This window comes from Flavobacterium sp. (assembly GCF_035195345.1).
In the GTDB taxonomy this organism is placed as follows: Bacteria; Bacteroidota; Bacteroidia; order Flavobacteriales; family Flavobacteriaceae; genus Flavobacterium.
The window spans coordinates 2,644,156-2,657,028 of record NZ_CP136574.1 but is presented as its reverse complement, the minus strand read 5'-3'; the positions used below and the strand labels follow the sequence as shown (position 1 = coordinate 2,657,028).

The window sequence follows — 12,873 nt, the reverse complement described above, 5'->3', positions numbered from 1 at the left end:
TTTAATAACAAAAAATTTACAATTAATTCTTCTCCACAACATCCAACTCCACTTTCAAATTGTTGATGATAAACTCTTGTCGGTCTGGGGTATTTTTACCCATGTAGAACTCTAACAAAGTTTCAATAGAAGTGGCTTTATCTAACATCACAGGATCTAATCGAATGTCTTGCCCAATGAAATGTTTAAACTCATCTGGCGAAATTTCTCCTAATCCTTTGAATCGGGTGATTTCTGGTTTTGGTTTTAGCTTTTCTATGGCGTTTACTCGTTCTTCTTCGCTGTAGCAATAAATCGTTTCTTTTTTATTTCGCACACGGAACAAAGGCGTTTGTAAAATATACAAATGTCCATCTTTAATCAACTCAGGGAAAAACTGCAAGAAAAACGTAATCAACAACAAACGAATGTGCATACCATCGACATCGGCATCGGTTGCAATTACGATATTGTTGTAACGTAAATCGCCCATATCTTCCTCGATGTTTAATGCGGCTTGCAATAAATTGAATTCTTCGTTTTCGTATACGATTTTCTTAGTCATTCCATACGAGTTCAAAGGCTTACCACGTAAACTGAACACCGCTTGTGTATTAACATCACGACTCTTCGTAATCGAACCCGAAGCCGAATCTCCCTCGGTTATAAAAAGCGTACTTTCTAAACTTCTTGGATTTTTCGCATCGGTTAAATGCACACGACAATCGCGTAATTTTTTATTGTGAAGACTGGCTTTTTTAGCGCGGTCTTTGGCTAATTTTCGAATACCCGAAAGTTCTTTACGTTCGCGTTCAGCTTGTAAAATCTTACGCAATAACGCATCGGCAACTTCTGGATTTTTATGTAAAAAATTATCTAACTTAGTTTTGATGAAATCATTTACAAACGAACGCACTGAAGGACCATTCGGACCAATATCGGTTGAACCTAATTTGGTTTTAGTTTGTGATTCGAAAACAGGTTCTTCCACTTTAACCGAAACCGCTGAAACAATCGATTTACGTATATCAGACGCTTCAAAAGGCTTGTTGTAAAACTCTTTGATGGTTTTTACAATTGCTTCACGAAAAGCACCTAAATGCGTTCCTCCTTGCGTGGTATTTTGTCCGTTGACAAATGAATGATATTCTTCTGAATATTGCGATTTACTGTGCGTAATTGCCACTTCGATATCGTCGCCCAACAAATGAATCGTTGGATACACCATATCGTCTTCATGAATCGCTTCTTCTAATAAATCTTTTAAACCGTTATCTGAAAAATACTTTTCGCCATTGTAATAAATGGTTAATCCCGTATTTAGATAACAGTAATTTTTGAGCATCTTGATGATGTACTCATTTCGGTATTTGTAGTTCTTGAAAATCGCCTCATCGGCAATAAACGAAACTTTGGTTCCTTTACGCTTGGTTGTTTCTTGAACGTCTTCTTCTAAGGTTAGATTTCCGGCAGAGAATTCCGCTGCTTTTTGTTGATTATCACGTACCGATTCTACACGGAAATAATTGGAAAGTGCATTTACGGCTTTTGTTCCGACACCATTTAAACCTACTGATTTTTTAAAGGCTTTGGAATCATATTTTCCACCTGTATTCATTTTGGAAACTACATCAACGACTTTTCCTAACGGAATGCCTCGACCATAATCGCGCACCGTAACGAGTTTGTCTTTGATGGTAACTTCAATGGTTTTTCCTGCACCCATGACAAATTCATCGATACAGTTATCCAATACTTCTTTTAATAAAATATAAATACCATCATCGGGCGAAGAACCATCACCTAGTTTTCCGATATACATACCAGGACGCATACGAATGTGTTCTTTCCAATCGAGGGAACGAATATTGTCTTCGGTATATTGATTTTGCTCTAACATAGACAGAATTTGGATTTTGTGCAATATAGCATTTATCTCCAAATTTTAGAAGCGAAAAACCGATAAGTTATTGACAAAATATGGTTAAGAAGATAGAAAAAAGAGAAGGAAAAAAAGATTTTCTAACTACTCATAATGTCTAAAAATCCCACTATCTGAAATTGTCCAAAGAGCAGCTTTTTGATTGGCTGCTTTTAGGGCTTGATTTGCCCAAGAATTGCAAGTATAAAATAACGAATAACTTCCGTTGGCTTCATAAAAAACGTCGTGTTTTCCGTAAACTGCATCCGTTTCAATTTTTAAAAATTCACCTGATTTGGTTTTAAAAGATTCATTAATGAATAGAATCAACTTTTTGTAATTATCAGAAGAAATTTGAAGTTTCTTACAAGACTTACTTTCTTTCAAATCTTTGTAAAAGGTTACATGCATTGCCGTTGTACTCAATCCAGAAGCAGCTTTCAAAGCTGTACTTGCTTTCAAATCTGCCCAAGTGGGCGTTTCTTAGTAAAAACCTTTATCACCCCAACCCAAAGCAACATATTGATATGTAGTATCTTTTGATTTAGTATGTTCAAATTTCAGTTGGTTTGACCAATCATAATGTTCGTTTTTAATAGGTAGAAGAACATCTGTATGAACGCCATTTGTTAGAATGTAGATTGGAATTTCTTGATGGTTTTCAGCAAAATCTTCATTTACCGAAACAAAAGACAACAACGTTACGATTAACAAATACGTCAACAATGATAGAATGAAAATCGCTAAATATTTCAGCAGTTTTTTGATGATTTTCATAGCTTTTTATTTAAACAAGTAATTGCTTTCGTACTCAAAACCTTCTTTTCGTAATAACTTTCTAAAATCGGCACGAGATGGCGTTAAAACAACGTGAAGTGTATCGTTTTTACTCATTTCAGTAACAAATGGAATTTTAAGTTCGGATTTTAATTTAGTAAAATCTTTTTTGGTTGCTAGTTGAGTATGACTTACTCCAATAGTAGATAATTTCAGAATACTGGTTTGGTATTTCCCATCTACTTCCTTATTTAAAACTAACGAAGATTTATATTGTTTCGCTATTTCATTTTCTGCAAAGGAAAAAATAGTATCTAAACGTTCTATTTCGAACGTAATTGTATCGCCTTTTATAAACGTTTTATAAGCTTTACTTTCAGATTTATCATAAACTTGATTGTTTCGAAATTCTAATTCGGGAATAGAATCCAATTCTGATTTTAAAGAGGTAATGGTTTCAATTTCTTTAATATAAGCGCATTTTGGCTCCACTACCAAACGATGCGAATAATCCATTGTATACGTTCGAACAAACTTTTTAGGAAATTCAATTATAGCATCAACATTGGTGGGCTGGGCTTCAGAAAAATAGATAAAACTATTTTCTATAGCAGATTCTTTACAAGATGTAAATAAAAGCGTTCCCGCTAAAAGAATTAGGTAATTTTTCATGGTTGTTAGTTTAAAATAGCAAGACAAAACTTATGCCAAAATATTTTATAACTAAACTTACCTATTTTCTTGTTTTAACCAATCGGTTTTTTTCTTAATAATTTTAATAATTACAATGGCAATTAATAAAAATATCATACCATATAATAGAAAAGGATTTGGTGCTTCATCATTTTTTAGGTAAATCCCAACATAATCGAAAACAAAGAAAATAGCAAATAAAACAAAGATACCTGTAATCTCTTTTCGCACTACTTTTTTCCAACTTAAGGACAAATCAGCCTTTATGAAATTTTTAAAATCAGGGACAAATACTGGTACTTTATTAGACCAATCGGTATAAATACTTCCGAATTTATTTCTTAAAAACTGCTCCTCTGCATACATTATTCTTTCATAATATACCCAATAGGAAAGGGAGAATGCCACAACAAACCAAAAATTTCCAGATAAAATTGCGGGTCCAAGCCACATGAAATAATTTCCCACATACAAAGGATGTCTTACTAAAGAATACATTCCTTTTGTATTCAAAGTATCAGCCACTTGATTTTTTACAGTTCTACCCGAAGTGTTTTTAGGTGTAAACCCAATAACGCAAATTCTAATGAATAAGCCAAAGAGTCCAATTGCAAGACAAAACATTTCAAAATAAATCTCGTATGGGGAATTTTTTAGAAAAAAAGAATCAGGATTTAATTCTGTTTGAATAAAAAGCACAAAACCTATTACCAAAATAATGATAGGTAAAACACCTCTATATCTAAAGAGCCAAAGTCCTTGTTTTTCAAATTCTTCTTGTAATGCCATAGTTGAATTTATTTTATTAGTAAACTAGATATTACACATTAAATCTAAAGTGCATTACATCACCATCTTTTACAATGTATTCTTTTCCTTCTACTCTTAACTTTCCAGCTTCTTTTACTTTAGCTTCAGAACCAAAGTTAGAGAAATCTTCAAATGCAATCACTTCAGCACGGATGAATCCTTTTTCGAAATCGGTATGGATAACTCCTGCTGCTTTTGGTGCTGTATCTCCGATGTTAATAGTCCAAGCGCGAACTTCTTTAACACCAGCCGTAAAATACGTTTGCAATTTTAATAATTTATACGCTGCACGAATTAATACAGCCGAACCTGGCTCTGTTAATCCCATGTCTTCTAAAAACACTTGACGCTCTTCGTAGCTTTCTAATTCGGTAATATCTGCTTCTGCTCCTACTGAAAGAATAATCACTTCTGCATTTTCATCTTTTACTAACTCACGAACTTGGTCAACATATTTGTTTCCGTTTACAGCTGAAGCCTCGTCTACGTTACAAACATACAAAACAGGTTTTGTGGTGATTAATTGGAATTCTTCCATCATATCCACCTCATCTTGATTTTGAGGAACCACCGTACGAGCCGATTTTGCTTCCATCAAAGTCTCACGAATTCTATCTAACAATGCTTTTTCAGCTTGGGCTTCTTTATTTCCAGTTTTGGCAGCACGATTGGTTTTTTCCAAACGTTTTTCAACTGTTTCCAAATCTTTTAATTGCAATTCAATATCGATGGTTTCTTTATCGCGTATTGGATTTACATTACCATCAACGTGCACAATATTATCGTTATCAAAACAACGTAAAACGTGAATAATAGCATTACATTCTCTAATGTTTCCTAGGAATTGATTTCCTAAACCTTCTCCTTTACTTGCTCCTTTTACCAAACCTGCAATATCTACGATATCTACTGTTGCCATTTGAACACGCTCTGGCTTCACCAATTCCTCTAAACGAGCAATACGTGGATCTGGAACGTTTACCACACCAATATTTGGTTCTATAGTACAAAACGGAAAGTTAGCACTCTGCGCTTTAGCGTTTGATAAACAATTAAATAAAGTTGATTTTCCAACATTTGGCAATCCTACAATTCCTGCTTTCATTCTGAATGTATTTTTTAAAAGTGCGCAAATATACTTTAATCCTAATTAGTATCAAAGTATTAAATAAAAGGAGTTCATTTAGATTGCTTAATTATTCTTTAGGATTTTGCTCTTCGTTTTGAATATCTTCTTTTGCTTTTCCTAGACTTTCTATAACCGCTTTCTCTTCTGCAGTAGAAACAAAACCTGATTCAACATCCCAATAATTCGTAAAAAAAGAAGTTTTCTTATTGATTAGAGATTTTCCTTTAAATATATTTTTATCGTTGTATTCAAAAGGCTGTTTATCGAAATCTGTAATAACCATGTGATTTTTCACTTCTATTCTTCGATCTTTTTTCTTGTAGCGTTTTTCAAAACCAATTACTTCTTTTGAATTGGCTAAATAGTAAACATCACCATCCAATCGAAATGTGTTTTTAAATTCTAATTTATAGACTTTTCGACTAGCAAACATGCTCTCTTTATACTTTTGAAGTCTTTCTGAGGAAACATAAGAACTCAACTCAACAATTATTTTTTTATTACTATCATACACAATAATAAAATCGGATAGAATCCCTTGATATTCTGGAAATGGAACAATTTTAATCACTAAATAATCTTCATTTGAAGGATATGTTTTAATGGAAAAATCATATGTTTTCTTAGCACTATTATCAAGTACTTCATCTAAATATTTAAACTGATAATAATTTTCAATAATATTGTTTAAATCATATCCTAAAATATTAGAATCAATGTCTCCATCTAAAACTCCAACGGCTCTATTTTGTTCTACTAAAATATCTGTTTTAATATTTTTTTCATTTCCAAGTATTTGAAAATTAATCAATCCATCGTTAAAAAAAACTATTTCACTATCGCGTTTATAAAACTCCCGTAAATAGATTTTTAAATTCATCGGGATTGTCATTTTATCTTTAGAATTTTCAACAATTCTCTTTAAAATTTGTTGGGGATGATCTTTAGTAATAATGAATTCTTCAAGTTGTTGCGTATTTGGCTCCATATAGACCACATTTTCATTTTTATTTAATGTGGCTATTTTAATAACAATGGTTTTATAAGACGAATGAATAAATTCCAAATCAGAACTTTTACTTAAACTAACAAATGCTTTCCCATCTTTATTAGTTAAAAATCCTTGTCGTGTTCTTAAAGCAGTTATGGTAACTTCTTCTATAGGCAAATCTGTATCAAAATCTTTTACAATAATTGTATATTCGATACTTTGTGAGAAAACCATCGAAGAAAAAAACAAGAATAAAAAAGTAAGTTTTTTTATCATAAAAATTTGCTATCTATCAAATTTAACGAAAAAATGTCAAAAACACACTTCTAATCCTATTTTTTATGGCTATAAAACAAAAAAGAGAACTTTCTATTGAAAATTCTCTTTGATTATTGATTTTAAAAACGATTATTCGTTATGTAAAAATGATTGTCTGTTTAATAACGTTTCTTCGCTCTCCACATGATTATCATCTGGCACACAACAATCTACTGGACAAACCGCAGCACATTGTGGTTCTTCATGAAACCCTTTACATTCGGTACATTTTCCAGGAACTATGTAATAAATATCATCAGAAATTGGAGTTTGAGACGCATCGGAATCAACTTCTGTTCCATCAGGTAAAATTACTTTTCCGCTTAATTTTGTACCATCTTTCCATCTCCAATCATCAGCGCCTTCATAAATTGCTGTATTTGGACACTCAGGCTCACAAGCCCCGCAGTTGATACACTCGTCTGTTATTATAATTGCCATGTTTGCTTTTATGTTTAGAAATTAGAATTCAGAAAAACTTGATATTCTAATATAATGATTAATTTTGCGCTACAAAAATACAATGTAAACCAAATATAAACAAGTTACAAATGTTACAAATTGAAATAAAATCGAGTTTTGTTGAATTAGGAAATTTCTTGCGTCAATTTTCTGAAGACAGAAATACAAAAAACGCTTCGGTTTTACAAAACGATTTGTTCTTTCACGATTTTGAAGATTTAATAACTCTTTCACAATCGCATAATGGCTGGTTTACCCCTGAACACGTTTACTTTAGCATTCAATCATGGGCAAAAGCATTAACGGAAGACAACTTAAATAACTGGATAAATCCATATGATTTCTCCAATACAACCACAAAAAAAGTAGGACTAGTTTTAGCTGGAAATATTCCATTAGTAGGCTTTCATGATTTTCTTTCGGTATTAATTTCTAGTCATGACGTATTAGTAAAAACATCCTCAAACGATCAATATTTATTAAAATTTTTAGCAAAATATTTGATTGCTATAGAACCAAAACTTAACTCAAAAATAACGTTTGTTGAAGGTAAATTAGAAGGTTTTGATGCTGTTATTGCAACAGGAAGTAATAATACCGCTAGATATTTTGAATATTACTTTAAAGATAAACCAAGTATTATTCGTAAAAACAGAAATTCTGTAGCTATTTTAAATGGACAAGAATCATTTGAAGATTTAGTGCTATTAGGCGAAGATATTTTTAGATATTTTGGATTAGGTTGTAGAAATGTTTCTAAACTTTTTGTTCCTAAAGGTTATAATTTTGACAACTTCTTCAAAGCGATGTATGAATACCGCGATGTAATCAAATATGAAAAATATGCTAATAATTATGATTACAATAAAGCGGTTTTCTTAATGAGTAACTTTCAATTATTAGATAATGAATTTTTAACAATCAAAGAAGATAGTAGTTACGCATCCCCTATTTCTTCTGTATTTTATGAATTCTATGATAATTTAGAGGAATTAAATTCTCGATTACTAACTGAAACTGAACAAATTCAATGCATCGTCTCTAATTGTTTTGCTCAAAATTCTGTTGCTTTTGGACAAACACAACAGCCTAAACTTTGGGATTACGCAGACAATGTTGATACTTTAGCCTTTTTATCAAAAATATAATTTCATTTTTAATAATTATTACCTAATAATAAAACGTTTTCGTTAATAATATTATAGAATTATTATCAAATTAAAGGATGATATTTATTTGTTATTTACGAAATTTGTCGTTTTAAAAAAATATTCAAAAATAACTACTTCCACAACAATGAAAAAACACAACTACAGTGCTGGTCCATGCATACTTCCTCAAGAAGTTTTTGAAAAATCGGCGCAAGCTATTTTAGATTTCAATAATTCTGGCTTATCAATTTTAGAAATTTCACACCGAAGCAAAGATTTTGTTGCAGTAATGGATGAAGCGAGAGCCTTAGTTCTAGAACTTTTAGGATTAGAAGGCAAAGGATATCAAGCCTTATTCTTAGCGGGTGGAGCCAGTTTAGAATTCTTAATGGTTCCATACAATTTAATGAAAGTAGATGGAAAAGCTGCTTATTTAGATACTGGAACATGGGCAAATAGTGCTATTAAAGAAGCAAAACATTTTGGAGAAACTATAGTTGTTGCATCATCTAAAGCAGAAAACTACAATCATATTCCAAAAGATTATTCAATTCCAAGTGATGCAAGTTATTTTCATTGTACGAGTAACAACACCATTTTTGGAACACAAATGAAATCGTTTCCTACTGTAAATGTTCCTTTAGTTTGCGATATGAGTTCTGATATTTTTTCACGCGTTTTAGATTTTTCAAAATTTGATTTAATTTATGCTGGAGCACAAAAAAATATGGGACCCGCTGGCGCAACTCTAGTTGTTGTTAAAGAAGAAATTTTAGGCAAAACTGGAAGAACAATTCCAAGTATGTTAGACTACCAACAACATATTTCAAAAGAGAGCATGTATAACACACCTCCAGTGTTTCCAATTTATGCTTCACTTTTAACTTTACAATGGTTAAAAAAATTAGGTGGTATTGCAGCAATTGAAAAAATAAATGAAGCTAAAGCAGCTTTATTATATTCAGAAATCGACAGAAACCCTTTATTTAAAGGAGTTGCTGCAACTGAAGATCGTTCAAATATGAATCCAACATTTGTTTTAGTAAATCCAGAACATGAAGCATTATTTGACAGTATGTGGAAAGCTGCAGGTATTTCAGGTTTAGCTGGACATCGTTCGGTAGGTGGATATCGTGCTTCCATGTATAATGCTCTACCAATTGAAAGTGTTCAAGTGTTAGTTGATGTAATGAAAGAATTAGAAAATAAAATTTAGTAACTAGTTATTAGTAGAATAAAAATATATAGAATGAAAGTATTAGCAAACGACGGAATTTCAAAAAGCGGTATCAAAGCTTTAGAAAAAGGAGGTTTTGAAGTAATTACAACAAAAGTAGCACAAGAACAAGTGGCTAACTACATCAATACCCACGATGTAAAAGTTATTTTAGTTAGAAGTGCAACAAAAGTGCGTAAAGACATTATCGATGCTTGTCCAGGACTAAAAATCATTGGTCGTGGTGGTGTTGGAATGGATAATATTGATGTTACTTATGCTCGTGAAAAAGGATTACATGTAATTAACACACCTGCTGCTTCTTCTGAAAGTGTAGCCGAATTAGTATTTGCACATTTATTTACTGGGGTACGTTTTTTACATGATTCTAACCGAAATATGCCACTAGAAGGCGACACCCATTTTGAAGGATTAAAAAAAGCCTATGCAAATGGAGTTGAATTAAGAGGTAAAACTTTAGGGATTATTGGTTTTGGTCGTATTGGCCAAGCAGTTGCTAAAATGGCTCTTGGTTTAGGAATGAAAGTAGTTGCTGCTGATAAATTTGTGAGCGAAGCTATTATTCGTGTAGATTTTTACAATGGTCAATTTATTAATGTTGATATAAAAACAGAACCTTTAGAAGATATTTTTAAACATTCTGACTTTATTACATTACATGTTCCTGCTCAAGATGGATATGTAATTGGAAAAGAAGAATTTGCTCAATTAAAAGATGGTGTAGGAATTGTAAATTGTGCGCGTGGTGGTGTTATTGATGAAGTTGCTCTTGTAGAAGCTTTAGACAATAACAAAGTATTATTCGCTGGTTTAGATGTTTTTGAGAATGAACCTACTCCAGAAATTAAAATTTTAATGCATCCAAAAATTTCATTAACACCACATATTGGTGCCGCTACAGGTGAAGCTCAAGATAGAATTGGAACTGAATTAGCAGAACAAATTATAAGTTTGTTGAAAAACAATTAAAACTATCATTAATGATTAAAAGCATCAATTTATTTGGTGCTTTTTTTTATCTTTATACTCTTAATTTTAAGCTATGAAACGTAGTATTGTACTTCTTTTTAGTGGATTTTTAATTCTAGTTGCTTGTAATGCTTCTCAGAGTAAGAAAAAAATTGAAGAAAAATCACAACTAGAAAGTGATACAATTCGCATAGCAAATAAAGAAATTGAGTACGAGGTTTTAATAATTGATGTTGGGTTTTCTTCTTGGTTTAATAGTAACGCAAAACCAAGAAATTATTATTCTAAATCATATTTAGAATCGAGAAACAGAGTTTGGGTATTGGAATGGAACAGAAGAGCAATGCTATCTTCACAATACAATCAAAATTTATATGAAATGACAATTAATTATGAAACTAATATTAATTACGGTTACGAAGTTAATTATATGCTTTACAATTATTTAGTTTATTTCCAACTCAAAAACAATCAAAAACTCGGTGGATTTTCACCAAGAATTTAAATTATGAAGAAATTAAAAGAACGCTGGAACGTAACCACAAATTTGCAATTAATAGTTATTTTTATCGTATTTGCAATTACTGGATTCAGTTCGTTACAATTAGCGAAACCATTTTTAACCTTAATAGGTATTCCTGAAACATTTCAACCTCATTGGTTGTATAGAGTTTTACGCATCGTACTAATTTTCCCTATCTATCAAGTTTTACTCGTTTTAATGGGATTTATTTTCGGTCAATTCACTTTCTTTTGGGAATTTGAAAAGAAAATGCTAAATCGAATGAAACTAGGTTTTATAGCCAATTATGTTGATTCCAAATTAAAAAAACAAAAGACCGACATTTAGTCGGTCTTTCTTATTATAACGGAATGTTACCGTGTTTTCTTTTGGGTGTATCAACCACTTTATTTTCTAGCATACTAAAAGCTTTTAGTAATTTTCTTCTCGTATCATGAGGTAAAATAACCTCATCAATAAATCCGCGCTGTGCAGCTGTGTATGGATTTGCAAATAACTCTGCATATTCTGCTTCTTTTTCTAATAATTTAGCAGCTGGATCTGCAGCTTCACTAATTTCTTTTTTGAAAATAATTTCAGAAGCTCCTTTTGCTCCCATTACTGCAATTTCAGCTCCTGGCCATGCAAAATTCATGTCAGCACCAATGTGTTTTGAATTCATTACATCATAAGCACCACCATACGCTTTACGAGTAATCACAGTAACTCTTGGAACAGTAGCTTCGCTAAATGCATATAATAATTTAGCTCCGTGAACAATAATTCCGTTCCATTCTTGGTCGGTTCCTGGCAAGAAACCTGGTACATCTTCTAATACTAATAATGGTATATTGAAACAATCACAAAAACGGACAAATCGTGCACCTTTAATAGATGATTTAACATCTAAACATCCCGCTAAAAATTTTGGATTATTAGCCACAATTCCAATACTTCTTCCACCTAATCTGGCAAAACCTACGATGATATTTTCGGCAAAATCTTTGTGAATTTCAAAAAACGAATCTTCATCTATGATATTTGCAATAACATCATGCATATCATAAGGTTTATTCGCATTATCTGGAACAATTGCATCTAACTTTTCTCGTTTTTCATCACCTAAAACATATGGTATTTTAGGAGTTGTTTCTCTGTTGTTTTGCGGAACATAGCTCAATAATTTTTTAATATCTTCCAAACATTCTACGCCATTGGGAGATGTAATATGCGCTACACCCGATTTAGTTGAATGCGTGCTTGCTCCTCCTAATTCTTCCGATGTTACTTCTTCGTTTGTAACTGTTTTTACCACATTTGGACCCGTAACAAACATATAACTATTTCCTTCCACCATCATGGTAAAGTCAGTCATTGCTGGCGAATAAACAGCTCCTCCAGCACATGGCCCAAGTATTGCAGAAATTTGCGGAATAACTCCTGATGATTGTACATTTCTGTAGAAAATATCAGCATAACCACCTAATGAACGAACTCCTTCTTGAATACGAGCACCACCAGAATCATTTAGTCCAATCATTGGTGCACCACTTTTCAAAGCCATGTCCATTACTTTGCAGATTTTCTCAGCATGCGTTTCTGATAAAGAACCTCCAAAAACCGTAAAATCTTGTGCAAATACATAGACAACTCTACCGTTAATTGTTCCATAACCTGTAATTACACCATCACCATAATAGATTTCTTTTTCCATTCCAAAATCGGTTGTTCTGTGAGTTACTAACATACCAATTTCTTCAAAAGAACCTTCATCTAAAAGGTATTCTACTCGCTCTCTTGCAGTTAATTTCTTTTTAGCATGATGCGAAGCTATTCGTTTCTCGCCTCCACCTAATTTGGCTAAAGCTATTTTATCGTTTAATATTTTTATTTTATCTTCCATTTTCTTCCAATGAGTCAATTAGACAATTTGT

12 protein-coding genes and 1 pseudogene are annotated in these 12,873 nt (G+C 32.1%); 5 read left to right on the top strand and 8 right to left on the bottom strand.

What is annotated here, in order from left to right; all coding sequences use genetic code 11:
- Positions 1 to 22 precede the first annotated feature (22 nt).
- The 7 genes and pseudogenes from RSE15_RS12340 to RSE15_RS12310 all read right to left on the bottom strand — a co-directional run bounded on the left by RSE15_RS12340 (position 23) and on the right by RSE15_RS12310 (position 7,059).
- Positions 23 to 1,879 (bottom strand): DNA topoisomerase IV subunit B, encoded by a 1,857-nt coding sequence (locus RSE15_RS12340; protein WP_264368994.1) that lies wholly within the window; start codon positions 1,877 to 1,879, stop codon positions 23 to 25.
- A gap of 126 nt (positions 1,880 to 2,005) precedes the next feature.
- Positions 2,006 to 2,677, bottom strand: a pseudogene (locus tag RSE15_RS12335) (TIGR02117 family protein).
- A gap of 6 nt (positions 2,678 to 2,683) precedes the next feature.
- Positions 2,684 to 3,349, bottom strand: a complete 666-nt coding sequence (locus RSE15_RS12330) for a hypothetical protein (protein WP_324068847.1) — start codon at positions 3,347 to 3,349, stop codon at positions 2,684 to 2,686.
- Between the two features lie 57 nt (positions 3,350 to 3,406).
- Positions 3,407 to 4,159, bottom strand: a complete 753-nt coding sequence (locus RSE15_RS12325; protein WP_324068846.1) for a methyltransferase family protein — start codon at positions 4,157 to 4,159, stop codon at positions 3,407 to 3,409.
- Positions 4,160 to 4,190: 31 nt separating this feature from the next.
- A complete protein-coding gene (gene ychF / locus RSE15_RS12320; RefSeq protein WP_324068845.1) occupies positions 4,191 to 5,285 on the bottom strand; it encodes a redox-regulated ATPase YchF in 1,095 nt (364 codons plus the stop codon).
- A 91-nt stretch (positions 5,286 to 5,376) separates the two neighbouring features.
- The gene (locus RSE15_RS12315) at positions 5,377 to 6,576 is read right to left on the bottom strand and encodes a peptidase associated/transthyretin-like domain-containing protein (protein ID WP_324068844.1); all 1,200 of its coding nucleotides are present in this window, start codon (positions 6,574 to 6,576) and stop codon (positions 5,377 to 5,379) included.
- A gap of 132 nt (positions 6,577 to 6,708) precedes the next feature.
- Positions 6,709 to 7,059, bottom strand: a complete 351-nt coding sequence (locus RSE15_RS12310; protein ID WP_324068843.1) for a 4Fe-4S dicluster domain-containing protein — start codon at positions 7,057 to 7,059, stop codon at positions 6,709 to 6,711.
- Between the two features lie 110 nt (positions 7,060 to 7,169).
- Between RSE15_RS12310 and RSE15_RS12305 the strand changes: the two genes are divergently transcribed.
- The 5 genes from RSE15_RS12305 (at position 7,170) to RSE15_RS12285 (ending at position 11,287) form a co-directional block, all read left to right on the top strand.
- Positions 7,170 to 8,228 (top strand): acyl-CoA reductase, encoded by a 1,059-nt coding sequence (locus RSE15_RS12305; RefSeq protein ID WP_324068842.1) that lies wholly within the window; start codon positions 7,170 to 7,172, stop codon positions 8,226 to 8,228.
- Positions 8,229 to 8,376: 148 nt separating this feature from the next.
- The gene (gene serC, locus RSE15_RS12300) at positions 8,377 to 9,447 is read left to right on the top strand and encodes a 3-phosphoserine/phosphohydroxythreonine transaminase (protein ID WP_324068841.1); all 1,071 of its coding nucleotides are present in this window, start codon (positions 8,377 to 8,379) and stop codon (positions 9,445 to 9,447) included.
- A 33-nt stretch (positions 9,448 to 9,480) separates the two neighbouring features.
- Positions 9,481 to 10,437 (top strand): D-2-hydroxyacid dehydrogenase, encoded by a 957-nt coding sequence (locus RSE15_RS12295; RefSeq protein ID WP_324068840.1) that lies wholly within the window; start codon positions 9,481 to 9,483, stop codon positions 10,435 to 10,437.
- A gap of 73 nt (positions 10,438 to 10,510) precedes the next feature.
- Positions 10,511 to 10,942 (top strand): DUF6146 family protein, encoded by a 432-nt coding sequence (locus tag RSE15_RS12290; RefSeq protein WP_324068839.1) that lies wholly within the window; start codon positions 10,511 to 10,513, stop codon positions 10,940 to 10,942.
- Between the two features lie 3 nt (positions 10,943 to 10,945).
- Positions 10,946 to 11,287 (top strand): DUF6787 family protein, encoded by a 342-nt coding sequence (locus RSE15_RS12285; RefSeq protein WP_324068838.1) that lies wholly within the window; start codon positions 10,946 to 10,948, stop codon positions 11,285 to 11,287.
- A gap of 13 nt (positions 11,288 to 11,300) precedes the next feature.
- On the opposite strand, the gene RSE15_RS12280 is transcribed toward RSE15_RS12285, so the two are convergent.
- Positions 11,301 to 12,842 (bottom strand): acyl-CoA carboxylase subunit beta, encoded by a 1,542-nt coding sequence (locus tag RSE15_RS12280; RefSeq protein WP_324068837.1) that lies wholly within the window; start codon positions 12,840 to 12,842, stop codon positions 11,301 to 11,303.
- Between the last annotated feature and the right edge of the window lie 31 nt (positions 12,843 to 12,873).

What these genes read in the sequence shown, in the direction of transcription:
- RSE15_RS12295 (WP_324068840.1), top strand. Translation starts at nt 9,481, where the DNA reads ATGAAAGTATTAGCAAACGACGGAATTTCAAAAAGCGGTATCAAAGCT.
- RSE15_RS12290 (WP_324068839.1), top strand. Translation starts at nt 10,511, where the DNA reads ATGAAACGTAGTATTGTACTTCTTTTTAGTGGATTTTTAATTCTAGTT.
- RSE15_RS12285 (WP_324068838.1), top strand. Translation starts at nt 10,946, where the DNA reads ATGAAGAAATTAAAAGAACGCTGGAACGTAACCACAAATTTGCAATTA.
- RSE15_RS12315 (WP_324068844.1), bottom strand. Translation starts at nt 6,576, where the DNA reads ATGATAAAAAAACTTACTTTTTTATTCTTGTTTTTTTCTTCGATGGTT.
- serC (WP_324068841.1), top strand. Translation starts at nt 8,377, where the DNA reads ATGAAAAAACACAACTACAGTGCTGGTCCATGCATACTTCCTCAAGAA.
- RSE15_RS12340 (WP_264368994.1), bottom strand. Translation starts at nt 1,879, where the DNA reads ATGTTAGAGCAAAATCAATATACCGAAGACAATATTCGTTCCCTCGAT.
- RSE15_RS12325 (WP_324068846.1), bottom strand. Translation starts at nt 4,159, where the DNA reads ATGGCATTACAAGAAGAATTTGAAAAACAAGGACTTTGGCTCTTTAGA.
- RSE15_RS12280 (WP_324068837.1), bottom strand. Translation starts at nt 12,842, where the DNA reads ATGGAAGATAAAATAAAAATATTAAACGATAAAATAGCTTTAGCCAAA.
- RSE15_RS12330 (WP_324068847.1), bottom strand. Translation starts at nt 3,349, where the DNA reads ATGAAAAATTACCTAATTCTTTTAGCGGGAACGCTTTTATTTACATCT.
- ychF (WP_324068845.1), bottom strand. Translation starts at nt 5,285, where the DNA reads ATGAAAGCAGGAATTGTAGGATTGCCAAATGTTGGAAAATCAACTTTA.
- RSE15_RS12310 (WP_324068843.1), bottom strand. Translation starts at nt 7,059, where the DNA reads ATGGCAATTATAATAACAGACGAGTGTATCAACTGCGGGGCTTGTGAG.
- RSE15_RS12305 (WP_324068842.1), top strand. Translation starts at nt 7,170, where the DNA reads ATGTTACAAATTGAAATAAAATCGAGTTTTGTTGAATTAGGAAATTTC.